The sequence below is a fragment of the Bacillus sp. EB106-02-03-XG38 genome, assembly GCF_058792175.1.
Genome location: NZ_JBYTED010000001.1, coordinates 396364 through 412192, shown reverse-complemented (window position 1 = coordinate 412192; position 15829 = coordinate 396364). Strand labels below are relative to the sequence as shown.

The following is a 15829-nucleotide window of genomic DNA, read 5'->3' as shown; positions in this document are numbered from 1 at the left end:
AAACCTCCCCCCCTATTTTTTAACAATTACTTAAACATTCATCCATGTTATACACTGTATTCCTTAACAACATTTCGTTACAATACAATTACAACGATTTTAAATGAGGTGATGTTCATGACAAAACGTTATGAAAATATGGATAATGTAAGCACAAAAAAATCAATTCGTTCCTTCATACGTTGGCGAAAAGAGCGAAAACAAAATAAAAAGGATTTTTCTTTTTTAGTAGAACAATCACCTGTTAAACAAAGTAAATTCCTACAGAACAACTTTGAAAAGACGACTGTAACTTGGATTGGTCATTCCACATTCCTTATCCAAACGAATGGGCTGAATATATTAACAGATCCAGTATGGGCTACTAAATTAAAATTAGTTCCAAGACTTACTGAACCCGGTCTTTCTATACAAGAACTACCTAAAATTGATATTGTCCTCATTTCGCACGGTCATTATGATCATTTAGATTTTTCAACGCTTCGCCAGCTAAATGATGATGTTTTATACCTTGTACCTATTGGACTGAAAAAATTATTTACTCGCAAAAAATTCACTCACGTAGAAGAGTATAATTGGTGGGAAAATACAACAGTTAGTGATGTTTCCATTCACTTCGTACCTGCCCAGCACTGGACGAGAAGATCCTTATTTGATATGAATACCTCTCACTGGGGCGGATGGATTATTAATAATGAAACAACGAAAGAAACCATTTATTTTTGTGGTGACAGTGGTTATTTCCAGGGTTTCAAAGAAATCGGCAAACGCTTTTCAATTGATATTGCCCTTATGCCAATTGGCGCTTATGAACCAGAATGGTTTATGAAAATATCCCACGTTTCACCTGAGGAGGCTGTGCAAGCTTATTTAGACTTAAACGCTACACACTTTATACCAATGCATTACGGAGCTTTTGCTCTTGCCGATGAAACACCTCGTGAGGCAGTAACAAGGCTTCGAAATAATTGGAATTTACGTATGTTACCGTGGGAACAACTGCATGTACTCTTTTTAGGCCAAACTTTCACTTATAATAGCGTAACAAATGATAAGCAAACAAATGAAAAAAGTGAAACGATACACGTATAACGTAACTACTTATTTTCTATATTCAACATATACTATAGAAAATCATAAAGTGAAACTTTAATCAGTGGGTGTTTTCTATGAATGAATATTTACAGACTCGCTATATCATTAGCGGTAGTGCCTGTATAGCCCTTCTTATTTCTTACTTCCTATTCACATAAAAAAGCTACTTGAAAATTCATTTCAAGTAGCTTTTTTATTACTCTGCTAAATACATAAATCCGATTGCACCTGGACCTGTATGAGTACTGATAATAGGCGTTGTAAAGAAAATTTCTGATTGAGCAAATCCGCTCACTTTTTCAACAGCCGCTTTTACATTTTCAGCTAATGGAATTGCTTTCGCATGTGGAATTGCAACAGCTTTTACAACTTTTCCAGCTGTATCTTCCTCAAATAACTTAGCTAACGTTTTTACAATTTGACCTTGGCTACGCACTTTCGTTACAGGGTTATAAACACCATCTTCAAGGCTAGCAATTGGTTTTATATTAAGTAGCGAACCGATAAACGCTTTTCCTTTACCGATACGCCCACCCTTCACTAAGTTTTCTAATGTATCTACTACTACATATAAACGAGTGTTCTTTCTCACTTCATCTACACGTTTTAAAATTTCTTCTAGTGAGCGTCCTTCATTTGCCATTTTCGCAGCTTCTATTACTTGATATGCTAAAGCATGTGTAATAAATTGCGAATCAACAACTGTTACTTTTGTATCGGTCATTGATGCAGCACTATTTGCAGTTGCCACAGTACCACTCATTCCACTTGTCATATGAATGGAAAGTACTTCACTTCCATCTTCACCTAACTTGTCATACATTTCTACAAATGTACCCATTGCTGGTTGTGATGTTTTTGGTAGTTCTTCTGATTTAATCATTTCTTCAATAAATTCATCCGGTTGTAGATCAACGCGATCTAAATATGTTTGTCCATTTACAGAGATTGATAATGGTAAAACATGAATGTCATACTTCTCAATTACCTCTTGTGATAAATCTGCTGTTGAATCTGTTACAATTTTAATTTTTTGCATATTATATTCTTCCCTTTCCAATACGCTCTCCTTGTTATTATACTAGTATTCCCATTGCTTTCAACAATTTGGAACGAAATTTAATCAAATTAATTATATTTTTATACCTAAAATGAAAAAGACAGAGCTCCTAACCCTGTCCCCACTCTATATCATGCATTTTTTTCAAGAGTATTTGTTTTATATACATTTAAATAATCATTCCACTTCAAACAATTTTGTAAATATTCACGGAAAGAATACGAAAATCTTGGGTGTTTTTGTTTTTGAATTTTTGCAATAAATAATTGAAGACGAGACTGAATTAGAAACGATAATGGATGCTGCGCCTGTAGAACAGGGATTTCAAATATTTTAATACAATCCCCTGTTGAATGAGTGAAATAAAAACTTTTCGTAATCACAATATCAATCCTCTTTTTCATTGGATTTTGAACTTCTTCTACTTTACGCTGTAACACGTTGTTTAAAGTGGAGACTCCTGTGAATACAAAAGTATCCTTAGACAATCTCTGTAGTCCTTATGGCTAGAAGATTTATACTCTATTCATCTCCACCTAATCCATCCCCCATCCTAAATTTCGCATAAGACGAGGACTCGTTATCCGTATATTGCTTAATATATTCAGTATAAACTTATAAAAGCGCAAAGTTTGTCTAAATTTTGGAGATTCTATAATTTTTTTCTTCTCTATATTGTATACGTTTATAGCTAGAGTATAACAAATAAATAAAAAAAGTGCCTTTATAACGAGGCACTTTTCGATTGGATTTCTTCTTCTCTTTTCTTTTTTCGCTTACTAACAATCTTTGATAAAGCAATACTAATTTCATAAATACAAATAAGTGGTACCGCAACTAAACTATGAGATAAAAAATCTGGCGGTGATATACACGAGGCAATGATAATCAATGCTACGTAAGCATACCTTCTTATTTTTATTAGAAATTCCGCCGTCAATAGTCCAATACTCGTTAAAAACATGACAACTACAGGCAATTCAAAAATTACAGCAAATGGAACTGTTAAATTAAGAACAAAATGAAAATACTTTTCTGTCGTAAACATCGTATTAAACATTTCATTACCTATCGTTGTTAAAAAATGAAATAAAAACGGCATTACAACGAAATATCCAAAACATAAACCTGCAATAAATAATATAGACAATACCGGTATATACATTACTGTCATCTTTTGTTCATTTGGATGTAAACCCGGTTTTACAAATAACCAAATTTGTATAGCAGCAAAAGGAATTGTACAAACGATAGCAAATACTGTAGCAATCGAGAAAAAAATCCACAATACATCACTTGGACCGAGAACAGTTAATTTCATTGGTAAATCTTTTACAAGCCAAAAATAAATATCCTTCGTAAAAGTAAACCCAACAATTAAAAATAGTACAAAGGATAGCACTGTATATATTACTCGTTTGCGAAGTTCAACTATATGTTCTACTACGCTCATTTCCCGATCTTCCATCTCGTTCACCACACTTTATTTATCCATTACAAGGAAAATTTATTACATTTTTTCTTTCTTTTCCTTCTCTTGAAATGCATCATCAGTCAATTCTTTCGTTGATTTTTTGAATTCTTTTAACGTTTCCCCTAAAGCCTTTCCGATTTCCGGCAATTTTTTCGGGCCAAATAAAATAAGTACAGCTACTAAAATTAAAATTAATCCTGGAAAGCCAATATTTGAAAACATTTCTCCATCCCCTTTATTAGTAGATTCCTTGTCCTACTATTGCATAATTTTATTTTGTCAAAAAAGTTTGAAAACGTCAACAAAACCATTGTCTTTTGTCAAAAAAATTCAAAAATATAATCAATTATACAAATTTCATTTTCTATTGCTCTTGTGTATGATATGGTAAGGGAAACGACATATTATTTTATGATAGTAGAAAGGATTACCATTATGACTGAAAAAATGACACGAATGACGCAATTTGTGAAAGAAGAAATTGCAAACGCAATTACACATGGTATCGGTGCCATTTTAAGCATCCCTGCCTTAATCATATTGATTATACATGCCTCTAAGCATGGTACCGCATCTGCTGTTGTTGCATTTACGGTTTATGGTGTAAGCATGTTCTTACTGTATTTGTTTTCGACATTGTTACATAGCATCCACCATCCAAAAGTAGAAAAATTATTTACTATACTAGATCACTCAGCCATTTATTTATTAATCGCTGGCACATATACTCCTTTTTTATTAATTACGCTTCGTGGACCATTAGGCTGGACGTTACTCGCTATAATATGGACACTAGCAATCGGAGGTATCATCTTCAAAATCTTCTTTGTACGCCGCTTTATTAAAGCATCAACATTGTGTTATATCATCATGGGTTGGCTCATAATCGTTGCAATTAAACCACTTTATGAAAATCTAACTGGGCACGGTTTCTCACTACTTTTAGCGGGCGGAATTTTATATTCAGTAGGGGCTATATTCTTCCTTTGGGAAAAACTTCCTTTCAACCATGCCATTTGGCACCTTTTCGTTTTAGGTGGTAGCGCGATGATGTTTTTCTGCGTACTCTTTTATGTCTTACCTACAGCATAAAAAAGGTTTCAGCTTATATAAGCTGAAACCTTTTTTGTTAATTATGTAATTGTGATGCGATAACATCTTGTGTATGCTTCGTTAACTCTTTAATATCCATATGCGCATACTCTTCAGGTGTAATCGGCTTAGAAATTGTTACTGTTGCATGAGCTCGTTTCATGCGGTTTCCATTCGCTTCAAACATTTTATATGTCCCATCTAATGTTACAGGTAAGATTGCTACACCAGATTTTACTGCAAGGTGAAAACTCCCAGCCTTAAATTCTCCAATTTCGCCACCTTTACTTCTCGTCCCTTCTGGGAAGATTACGATAGAATGTCCATTCTTTAACAGCTCAATTCCATCTTTAATCGCTTGAAGTGATTGACGACGATCATTACGATTCATAAATACACAATTCATAAGTTCCATCCACGTTGGTACAACTGGAAACTTCTTAATCTCTGCTTTTGAAACGAATCCAATTGGTTTATTTAAGTAACCTAGTAAAACAGGAATATCCATATTACTTTGGTGATTACTTACAACTAGTACCGGCTTATCTTTTGGAACGTTTTCAAGCCCCTTTACTTCAACTGTAGATCCAGCTACTCGTACCATTTTCTTACCAAACCAATTTGTCGTTTTATACACAACATTATCTTTTTCTTGTGGCGACATCGTATTTACTTGTCTTTTCAGACGCCACATTCTCGGTGTAATCGCAATTACAATTAAAATTAAATAAAAGATTTTAAAAAACGTTTGAATCATACAGAACCCCCACCTATTATCATTCCGACCTTCATTATACTAGACAAACGAAGGAAAAAGAAGAAAAAATGTCCAAACAGCAAGTGTTTGGACATTTTTAAGTATTCTATATTAGAAACGTTTTGCTAATTCACGCGCATTAGCAATTGCTGCTTCTTTAATTTCTTGTGCTTTTTCAGGGTTTGCATTCATACCTTCAACTGCAATATATTCAGTATCATTTACACCAACGAATCCTAATACTGTTTTTAAGTGATTGCGACCGAAGTCTACAGATGCGTATGCTCCTTCAGAATAAACGCCACCTGTTGCTTGAATGTGAAGTGCTTTTTTGCCTTCTAATAAGCCAACTGGTCCATTTTCAGTATATTTGAATGTTTTACCTGCGATTGCTACGTTATCTAAGTATGCTTTTACTACTGGTGGATAGCTAAAGTTCCACATTGGAGTTACGAATACATAACGATCCGCATGCATAAATGTTTCTAAGTTTGTGTTCATTGCTGCAACTTTTTGTTGTTGAACTTCAGTTAAAGTTTCAAAGCCTTCACCTGCTGCAAATTTACCCCAAGCAGCGAATACATCTGCATCAATTGCTGGTACTGTAGTATTGAATAAATCAATTGTTACAACTTCGTCTTGTGGATGTTCGTTTTTATAAGCTTCGATGAAAGCTTCCCCTACTGCCATTCCGAAAGAACCTTCTGCTGAATTTGGATTTGCTGTAATAAATAGTACTTTTGTCATTGTATTCTCTCCCTTTTATACATTTTATCTTTAATTTGAGATTTATAATTTGAAAGTAAATAACTTACCTTATGTAAGTATAATACAAAAAGTTATGTGTGATGTCAATAAAAAATAGCTACTTTTTTTTCGTAAGTTAATGATTTATTTTGTTTCTTTAAAATTCAGTATATAGATATTGAGAATTCTTTCAAACAAAAAGGCTATCTCTACAAATTATAGAGATAGCCTTTTATTACATATTATTTTTGAAACACATGTTTCACTTTTTCAGCTGGAATGTTACTTCCACCTCTACCTTTTACATCTTCAATCATCATTGTAATGACCATATCTGGTGAATTTAAATCAAATGCAGCGAACCAGCCTAGTTCTTTCCCTTCGGCCTCTTTTGATACTTTTAATTCCGCTGTACCTGTTTTTCCAGCAAGAGTCATTCCATCAATTTTAGCAATTTTCCCAGTACCATCTGGATCATTAATTACTTTCGTCATAGCAGTTTTTAATATATCCTGATTGCCTTTTGAAATTACATTCTCTTTCCAAACTTTTGGTTGCTTATCTGTTTTAATAATATATGGAGAAGGTATGTTTCCATCATTAACAATTGGTGCGTACGTTAATGCTAGATGGAGTGGCGTCATTAATACTTGCCCTTGTCCATAACCTGTGTCTGCCATTTGAATATCATTTTTAATACCATCATTTGCGATTTTAGAAGCTGGGAATCCATATTCAATTGGTAGTTTCTCATCGAATCCGAACTTTTTCGCTTCGCTCATAAATTTATCTTTTCCGATTTTCAAAGCTTCTTGTGCAAAATAAATATTATCCGAATATTTCATTGCCTTATCAAAATCAATCGGATTTGCATCTTTTACACGTGTTACATAATAATTACCCCAAGAAGAATCTTTTGTCCATTTTAATCCTTCAATTTTCAACTCTTCTTTTGGATCAATTGTTTTCGTTTCAAGACCGATTGCAGCTGTAATCGGCTTAAATACAGATCCTGGCACTGATAATTGTGTAAATCGATTCGTCATCGGTTTTTTTGGATCATTATTTACCGCATCACGTTGCGCTTTTGACGCCCCTCTTGTAAGGGTATTTGGGTTATAAGCCGGTGTGCTCACAAGTGCAAGTGTTTCTCCAGTCTTTGGATTAATGGCTGCACTTGACCCTACTTCATTTTTCATTTCATTATAAATTTCGCTTTGAACTGCACTGTCAATCGTTAAAGTTACATTTTCTCCATCAACAGCATCTGTTTTTGCTAAATTTTTCATTTCTTTTCCTTGTGCATCTTCTACGAAGACACGACCACCTTTTTTACCGCGTAGCTTTTCTTCCAGTACTTGCTCTAAACCAGCTTTACCTACTGGATCATCAGCTTGATAGCCTTTCTTTTGTAGCGTTTTCAAATCTTCAGCATTCACTTTTCCAATATAGCCAGTAAGATGTGCTGCTTCTTCTCCTAATGGATATGAGCGAACATTTACTGGCTTTGTTGCAACACCCGGTAAATCTATGTACGTATTTTGAGTTGCTCCTTCAGGCAATATTCCCATTGGTACAAGGTAATTTGGTTTTACCCATTTAGCTGCTAATTTTTGATCAATTTCTTCAACAGACATATTTAGTAACTTCGCTACCGTTTCTTTCGTTTGCGGAGCAGCATCACCTAACTGTTCAGGAATCATTCCGATTTCAGAGGCTTTACCATTTACTGCAAGATATTTACCATTACGGTCATATATTTCTCCACGTTTCGGCTGCGTCGTTTGCATACGCACTTTACTATCTTTCGTCATACCTGGGAATATAAAATCAGGAGTCCAATCTACTTTCCAAGATTCTTTATCTCCATCTTTTTCTTTCACCATTTTTGCTTCATGACCAAAAGTGATTTTACCGCCAACTGTATCCATACTTACTTTAAAAGGAACAGGGCCTTCATCTTTTTTATCTTCTTTTACTTCCCCTGTTTCTACTTTTAAATCTTTCACTTCAATGCCAGAATAAATTTTTTCATATTTCTCAGTGAATTCTTTCTTTGAAATATCTTTTTTTGCCTTTTCTGATAATTGATCATACATTTCAGCAAATTTTTGTTTATTCCATGCTTTTGCATATGTATCAAATGCTTCTTGTGGTTTTTCTTCTTTACCACATCCAACTAACATGAATGTTAAGCAAAGAAAAAGAATCCCCCATATCTTTCTCAATCGATTCTCCTCCTCTTTCTATACAAATACTTTAGAAAATATTAGCATTTTTACATGCTACCATTCATTATAGCACTATCGAATCTCATCTATAAACCAATATTGATGGATATAAATAAAAAGATTGATGCGAATATTCACATCAATCTCTATTATTATTGTTGCTTTTCATATACATGATAATAGTACATATACGGATTTTTTTCATCCGTTAACCCTTTTTCAACAAAAATTTCTTTCCAATTTGCCATATCGATTTCTGGGAAGAACGTATCTCCTTCAAATGCATGATGGATTTTTGTTATATATAATTTGTCTACGTAAGGTAAAAAGAGATCATAAATTTGCGCTCCGCCAAAAATAAAAATCTCTTCTTCATTTTTACATAGCTCGAACACTTCTTCTACAGAATGTGCTACTTCACAGCCTTCAACATGATACCCTTCATTACGAGTTACAATGATATTACGTCTTCCAGGCAGTGGTCTACCAATCGCTTCATAGTTTTTTCTTCCCATAATAAGCGAATGACCCATCGTTGTTTTCTTTACATATTGTAATTCACTTGGTAAACGCCAAGGTAAATTATTATCTTTACCAATTACTCTATTCTCGTCCATTGCGACCATAAATGAAACTATCATCTTTTCATCTCCTCTACAATTACACTGCAACCGGTGCTTTAATTGCTGGGTGCGGATCATATCCTTCAATCGTTAAATCTTCCATTTCAAAATCAAACACAGATTTCACATCTGGATTTAATGTAAGTTTCGGGAACGGACGTGGTTCACGTGCCAATTGCTTTTCTACTTGCTCAAAATGATTCGTATAAATGTGTGCATCTCCAATTGTATGAACAAATTCTCCCACTTCAAGTCCGCATTCATGTGCAATTAAATGCGTTAATAGCGAGTAACTTGCAATGTTAAATGGAATTCCAAGGAATATATCACCACTTCTTTGATATAGCTGACAAGAAAGTTTACCGTCTGCTACATAAAACTGAAATAGGGTATGACAAGGTGGTAATGCCATACTTGGTACATCTTCAGGATTCCAAGCAGAAACAATTAGACGACGTGAGTCTGGCGTTTTTTTAATCATTTCAATTACATCTTTTAATTGATCAAGTGTCTCACCAGCTGTCGTTTTCCAAGCACGCCACTGCTTACCGTATACGTCTCCTAAATAACCATATTTATTTGAGAAATCATCATCTTCTAAAACGTTCTTTTTAAACAATTCCATTTGTTCATCGTACTGTACTTTAAATTCCTCATCTTGTTGTGAGCGAAGACCGAAATCGGTCATGTCAGGACCAGTATACTCGTCACTTTCTACCCAGCTCTTAAATGCCCATTCATTCCAAATGTTATTATTATGCTGCAATAAATAACGAATATTTGTATCACCTTTCATAAACCAAAGCAACTCACTTGCTACAAGGCGAAACGGCACTCTCTTTGTCGTTAATAAAGGAAAACCTTTACTTAGATCAAAACGCATTTGATAGCCAAATACAGATACAGTGCCTGTCCCTGTACGATCTTCTTTCTTCGTACCATGCTCCATTACATGGCAGCATAAATTTAAGTATTCATTTTCAGCATGTTTCATATGTAGTAAAACCTTCTTTCAAATCTCTAGTCTATATGGATTTTATCATAAATTTAATGCTAACAGATTGAACAAACTAAATTTATAAAAAAACATTTCTATACTTAACAAAATTCTACTTCTGTATGTTCTTACAAAATCTAAATTCATATGCGCCTGAACCTAATTTCATTTCAGGCATATCACTTGCCTTCCAATCATCTTCCACTATTCGTAATGTAGCAGATGTATTTGTTGGCACATCAACGTTTAATACTGCTTGTCCATGTTCTACACGCCAATCAATTTTAATTTCCCCATATGCTGTTTCACGCTTTATACAAACCCAGTCTAGATTAGAATTAAAATGAGGCTGTATATAAAAATGTTTATATGCAGGGTCGGCTTCATCCACTTCTAATCCAACGATATATCGGTATATCCATTCAACGATAGAGCCATATGCGTAATGATTGTACGAATTCATACTATCATTCCAAAGGGTTCCATCCTCTTTCACACCATCCCAATGTTCCCAAATTGTTGTGGCACCTTTTTTCACTTGGTATAACCATGATGGATAATCTTCATGAAATAGAAGCTTACAAGCAAGGTCATGACGGTTAAACTTGCTTAATATTAAATTTAAATACGGTGTTCCTATAAAACCAGTTGTTAAATGATTTTTACTTTCTTTTAAAAGCTCAATTAACCGATTAAATACTTTCTCCTTCACATCATCTTTCAATAGTTCAAAAAGAAGTACTAATATGTGGGCTGTTTGTGTGTTCGAACTTAACCTACCATTCGGTGTAACGAATTCATTTTGAAACGCTTGAACAATATTTGCATGTAATTCTTTATAAAACGTAGCATCTGTTTGTTCACCTAAAATCTCAGCAATTTTTTGTACAAGCGATGTTGAATATGCATAAAAAGCCGTCGCAATAAAATGCTTGTCTGTTCCGCCTTCATATATATCGGGTTTCGTATCTAATGCAAGCCAATCGCCTAAATGATAGCCTGTATCCCATAAATACTCGTTCTCACCTTGTGAACGTATGTAATCTATATACTTCTTCATACTGTCATATTGTTCTTTTAAAATTGATACATCTCCGTAATGTAAATAATGAACCCACGGACAAATAATTGCTGCATCGCCCCAACCACCGGAAGTATCCAGATTAAAATCTGCTCTTTTTCCAAACGCATCTGGTATAACTAAAGGCACAGCTCCGTTTTTATTTTGGTCTAGTGTTAAATCTTGGAGCCACTTTTTAAAGAACAATTGTACATCCATAATTTGCGTAGCTGTTCCAATGAACATTTGTGCATCTCCTGTCCATCCGAGCCGATCGTCCCGCTGCGGACAATCTGTTGGCACATCAAAAAAGTTCCCTCTTTGAGACCATTCCACATTATGATGAAGTTGATTGATTAATGGATTAGACGTTTCAAATTCAGTCGCTTTTTCCATATCTGTATACAATACAACCCCCTCAAAATCTGCTATTTGAGGCGGCTGAGTTAATCCACTTATTTTTACATACCTAAAGCCTTGATATGTAAAATGAGGTTCAAACGTTTCCTCCTCTTCTCCTTTTGCTATATACACTATTTTTTGTTTTGCCTTTCGGAGATTTCCAGTATAAAAACTACCGTCTTTATTTAATATTTCAGCATGATGCAATTCAATCTTTTGTCCAATATAAACATGATGGACTGTAAAACGCATCCACCCTACCATATTTTGTCCCATATCAATAAGCCATTCATGATTTGATAGTTTTGAAATAGCAATTGGTTTTATTATTTTCATTTTGCGAATCGCTTTATTTTCTTGTGCAACAATTATTTGTTTGGAATACTCAATTATTTCAACTTCTTCTAGCACTTGCCCACTTTCTTCAAGCCTAGCATCGTATACTTCACCTTCATAAATTTCTGAGTACAAAATTGGGCTTGAAGTTACCTTCCATGTTTCATCCGTTACAATTTTTTCTTTCGTTCCATCTTCATAGGTTATATGTAATTGAGCAATTATTGCTCGTCTTTTCCCGTAATAATTACGCACATGATGCATAGTAATTGGCCCTTTATACCAGCCGTTACCAACCAAAGTAGAAATATCATTATGCCCAATATTTAATACATGGGTTATATCATATGTTTGATACAATACCCTTTTATCATAACTTGTCCATCCAGGTGTAAAATAACAATCTCCAATACGTTCACCATTTATAGAAGACTCGTATAACCCTAAACTTGTGATATATAAACGTGCTTTTTTAACTAATTTTTTAATAGAAAAGCTTTTATGAAAAGACATAACTTGCGTGCTCTCTTTTTTCGCAGCAATCCAATTCCCGCTCCAGTTATCTTGCCCTTGTATTCCAGTCTCCCAAAATGCTACTTCTGACCAGAGTGATTCTTCTCCGTAATTATCCCATACCTTTACCCGGTAAAAATAACGCGTTTCTGCTCTGTATGAAAATGAATTGATTGGAATATGTAAGCTTTGATCTGTTTCTACTTTTTGGGAGTCAAACATTAATATTTCAAAATCTCTATCCTTCGCAACCTGCAATTGATAAGCAATTTGTTTTACATTTTGGTTACTCGATTCAAGCTGCCAACTCATTTTTACAACTTTTGAATCTATACCAATCGGATTTTTTTTATTATCGCAAAGCATTCTCTTTATTGTTAGCACACTTCTTCACCATCTTTTCTAAAACTTAATTTAAATTAATTATAATAAAAATAAAATTCTAAATAAATAATAATTTCATTCATCCTTACAAAATTATTAACTTTCCATAATTAAAAAGGTTTTCATTTTCTATTACCGAAAGTATAGTGCGGTAGAACAAAATTTATATTTGGAGGTTAGAGGTATGTCTAAAATTGAAACGCCTGTTATGACTTCTTTACAAACAACGATTGAAAAGATGATGAAGGATTTAAATGTTCCTGGCGCTGCTGTAGCTGTTATAAAAGATGGTGAAGTTATTATTTCAGAAGGTTTCGGATATCGAAATATAGAGAAAAAAGAAGCTGTTACACCGAGTACTCGGTTCGCGATCGGTTCCTCAACGAAAGCCTTTGGTACACTTTCATTAAGCTTGTTGGCACAGCAAAAAAAGTTTGATTGGGATACTCCCGTCCAGTCATATATACCTAACTTCTCTTTATCTGAACTACTTGCTAGCTCACAAGTTACAGGACGAGATTTGGCTTCCCATCGCACTGGGGTTAGTCGTCATGAGGCTCTTTGGTACAGCTCTTCCTTATCTCGAAAAGATCTCGTTGAAAAAATAAAACATTTACCACTTGATGCACCGTTCCGTACATCATTTCTTTATAACAACTTAATGTATGCAACAATTAGCTACATTGTTGAAAACATTACGAATCAAAGGTGGGAGCAATACGCTACAGAACATATTTTAGAACCTTTAAATATGAGACATACAAACTTCTCTGTTACAGATTCACAAACTACAGATGATTATGCTTTACCTTACGTTGAAAATGAAGGTGAAATAAAAGAAGTTCCATTCCATAACATCGATACAGTCGGCGCTGCTGGGTGTATTAATTCTACAATTGAAGATATGGCAAATTGGGTACTTCTTCACTTAAACAAAGGGAAATTTGGAGACCATGAATTAATCTCCTCTGAATTATTACAACAAATGTATACACCACATAACTCCATTCCAGATCAACCAGTTTTATCACTTCCTGAATCTCCATTAAATAGTTACGGTCTTGGTTGGTTTATAAGCGCTTATCGTGGTAAAAAGGTGATTCATCATGGCGGTAATATTGATGGATTTTCAGCGCTTGTTTCATTCATACCAACAGAAAACATAGGCCTTGTCATTTTAACGAATGCTGGAGGCACATTACTTCCTACTTATCTTGCTAATCAAATTTATGACGAACTACTTGAATTAGAATCCATTAATTGGCATAAACGTGTTGTAGAAGATACTGAAAAAATGAAAGAAATGATGAAAGAAGCAACTGAATCCATTCCTGAACAAATGAAAGGGACTACACCTTCTCACAAGTTAGACGATTACACTGGTACTTTCGAACATCCTGCATACGGAGCATTACAAGTATACAAACGAGATGATTCGTTATTTGTACAATTTATGGAGATGGACATTCAATTAGCGCATCATCATTACGACATCTTCTCTGCAAAAGTTGATTTATTTCAAATGAAAATGAGTTTATTATTCGCTTATGAAATGAATGTGAGCGGTGAATTCCCATCCCTTCAGTTACATGTACCAGCTATGTTAAGTACGCAGCCACTTGCATTTAAGAAAATTAAATAAATTTTTTAATAGAGGGATGATAACACATCCCTCTTTTCTCTATCTAAAAAAGGATAATACGTAAAGAATACAGAATTCTATTATTCAACTAATCAAATTGCTAGGAGGAAAAGCAATGTACACAGAAATTTTCAAAGAAGTTGTTTCGATTACTCATCACGATTATTCCGGTTGTATTGATAAAAAAGGATGGGACGATCCTTCTACTTATTTACAGACAATCGAGAAATTAGAGAAACACGGAGAACTGACACCAGTACAATTTACTGAAATTGTACGTGATTACTTACTAGACTTTAAAGATAATCATATGTTTTTCAAAATGTACTCTAACAATCAACCTCTTAACAGTGTTGGCTTCCAAGTGAAAAGATACGAAGACCGCCTATATATTACATCCACTTCACATGAAGTAAGAGTGAAAAAAGGACAGTCTATTCTTGCAATAGATCATATGAAAATTCCTGAGCTATTAATAAAATATAAAAAGTATTTAAACGAAACTTCATATGAACGCGAAAAATGGGATTATGTTTTATTAAAATCATCCAATTGCACACTTATAGATGAAGATGGATTGACGCAAACAATTACTTTACAAAAGTATAAACAAAATGAATACACGCCTATTTATTCATTTAAACAGCATAATAAAGATACACTTTTAATTACTTTGACGGACTTCACGAATGCTGAAGCTATTAATAAATTATTAGACTCACATAAAGATGAGCTTAATACTTTTCCAAAATTAATAATAGACGTGCGTTTGAATCGTGGCGGGAGTGATGATGCATTTTTCAACCTACTTCCTTACTTATTTGAAGAAAAAGAAATTTCTCTTTTCAACTCTTCAGATACAATGCAATTAAATCATACAGAACGAAACTTTCATTTACGTATGAAAGACATCGAAATGGAAGATTATGATTCTTTAGACGAACTTTCCAAAATATTTACAGATATATTTATTCAAGATTTAAAAAAGAATTATAAAAAAGGTTTCGTTACATTTGATCCTTCTGAATTACCAAAAGAACTCCAATCATTAACAATACACGGAAGAAAATCACCTACTAGAGTAGTGATATTAACAGACGTTACATGCGGAAGTTCTGGTGATTCTTTTGTAGAAGTTGCAAAAAAATCATTGAAAGTAAAAGTAATAGGTCGTCCTACTGCTGGATTAAATGATTATTCTAATTTAGCGGTAATGGAATGGGCAGATACATTCGCTCTTTACTACCCTACTTCACGGCTTTCTATTATAGATAAAGGCGAAGGAACGTCCGAAATTGGCATACAACCGCATATACATATCCCGTGGACTCCTAAACATATACAAGAAGATGTTGATTTAAATTTAGCATTACAACTACTTCAAAACGAAGAATGGTAAATAAAAAAAGGTAGATG

General features: G+C 34.0%; 14 protein-coding genes. 4 read left to right on the top strand and 10 right to left on the bottom strand.

Annotation, left to right across the window (positions count from 1 at the left end; translation table 11 throughout):
- Positions 1 to 117 precede the first annotated feature (117 nt).
- On the top strand, positions 118 to 1092 hold the full coding sequence (locus AC3WTI_RS02050) for an MBL fold metallo-hydrolase (RefSeq protein WP_087956320.1): 975 nt from the start codon (positions 118 to 120) through the stop codon (positions 1090 to 1092).
- Between the two features lie 199 nt (positions 1093 to 1291).
- Here the strand turns inward: AC3WTI_RS02050 and AC3WTI_RS02045 are convergent, their stop codons facing one another.
- The 4 genes from AC3WTI_RS02045 to AC3WTI_RS02030 all read right to left on the bottom strand — a co-directional run bounded on the left by AC3WTI_RS02045 (position 1292) and on the right by AC3WTI_RS02030 (position 3851).
- A complete protein-coding gene (locus tag AC3WTI_RS02045; protein WP_087956639.1) occupies positions 1292 to 2134 on the bottom strand; it encodes a DegV family protein in 843 nt (280 codons plus the stop codon).
- Between the two features lie 152 nt (positions 2135 to 2286).
- A complete protein-coding gene (locus AC3WTI_RS02040) occupies positions 2287 to 2538 on the bottom strand; it encodes a DUF2535 family protein (protein WP_000629012.1) in 252 nt (83 codons plus the stop codon).
- Positions 2539 to 2879: 341 nt separating this feature from the next.
- Entirely contained in the window at positions 2880 to 3623 is a 744-nt protein-coding gene (tatC, locus tag AC3WTI_RS02035) for a twin-arginine translocase subunit TatC (RefSeq protein ID WP_000390140.1), read from the bottom strand.
- Between the two features lie 42 nt (positions 3624 to 3665).
- Complete coding sequence (locus tag AC3WTI_RS02030) at positions 3666 to 3851, bottom strand: twin-arginine translocase TatA/TatE family subunit (protein WP_000492443.1); 186 nt, start codon at positions 3849 to 3851, stop codon at positions 3666 to 3668.
- Between the two features lie 213 nt (positions 3852 to 4064).
- Here AC3WTI_RS02030 and trhA point away from each other — a divergent pair, with 213 nt between their 5' ends.
- The gene (gene trhA / locus AC3WTI_RS02025) at positions 4065 to 4721 is read left to right on the top strand and encodes a PAQR family membrane homeostasis protein TrhA (protein WP_000136894.1); all 657 of its coding nucleotides are present in this window, start codon (positions 4065 to 4067) and stop codon (positions 4719 to 4721) included.
- 37 nt (positions 4722 to 4758) lie between these two features.
- On the opposite strand, the gene AC3WTI_RS02020 is transcribed toward trhA, so the two are convergent.
- The 6 genes from AC3WTI_RS02020 to AC3WTI_RS01995 all read right to left on the bottom strand — a co-directional run bounded on the left by AC3WTI_RS02020 (position 4759) and on the right by AC3WTI_RS01995 (position 12771).
- Positions 4759 to 5478, bottom strand: a complete 720-nt coding sequence (locus AC3WTI_RS02020) for a lysophospholipid acyltransferase family protein (protein WP_087956319.1) — start codon at positions 5476 to 5478, stop codon at positions 4759 to 4761.
- A 111-nt stretch (positions 5479 to 5589) separates the two neighbouring features.
- Positions 5590 to 6225: an FMN-dependent NADH-azoreductase gene (locus AC3WTI_RS02015; RefSeq protein ID WP_087956318.1), complete on the bottom strand. Its 636-nt coding sequence runs from the start codon at positions 6223 to 6225 to the stop codon at positions 5590 to 5592.
- 242 nt (positions 6226 to 6467) lie between these two features.
- Complete coding sequence (gene pbpC, locus AC3WTI_RS02010; RefSeq protein WP_087956317.1) at positions 6468 to 8453, bottom strand: penicillin-binding protein 3; 1986 nt, start codon at positions 8451 to 8453, stop codon at positions 6468 to 6470.
- A gap of 155 nt (positions 8454 to 8608) precedes the next feature.
- A complete protein-coding gene (locus tag AC3WTI_RS02005) occupies positions 8609 to 9097 on the bottom strand; it encodes a dihydrofolate reductase (RefSeq protein WP_087956316.1) in 489 nt (162 codons plus the stop codon).
- Positions 9098 to 9116: 19 nt separating this feature from the next.
- A complete protein-coding gene (locus tag AC3WTI_RS02000; RefSeq protein WP_087956315.1) occupies positions 9117 to 10073 on the bottom strand; it encodes a thymidylate synthase in 957 nt (318 codons plus the stop codon).
- 115 nt (positions 10074 to 10188) lie between these two features.
- Positions 10189 to 12771 (bottom strand): alpha-L-rhamnosidase, encoded by a 2583-nt coding sequence (locus tag AC3WTI_RS01995; protein WP_097841443.1) that lies wholly within the window; start codon positions 12769 to 12771, stop codon positions 10189 to 10191.
- A gap of 184 nt (positions 12772 to 12955) precedes the next feature.
- Here AC3WTI_RS01995 and AC3WTI_RS01990 point away from each other — a divergent pair, with 184 nt between their 5' ends.
- The gene (locus tag AC3WTI_RS01990) at positions 12956 to 14413 is read left to right on the top strand and encodes a serine hydrolase (RefSeq protein WP_097841442.1); all 1458 of its coding nucleotides are present in this window, start codon (positions 12956 to 12958) and stop codon (positions 14411 to 14413) included.
- Positions 14414 to 14528: 115 nt separating this feature from the next.
- Positions 14529 to 15812: a S41 family peptidase gene (locus AC3WTI_RS01985; protein WP_097841441.1), complete on the top strand. Its 1284-nt coding sequence runs from the start codon at positions 14529 to 14531 to the stop codon at positions 15810 to 15812.
- Positions 15813 to 15829 lie beyond the last annotated feature (17 nt).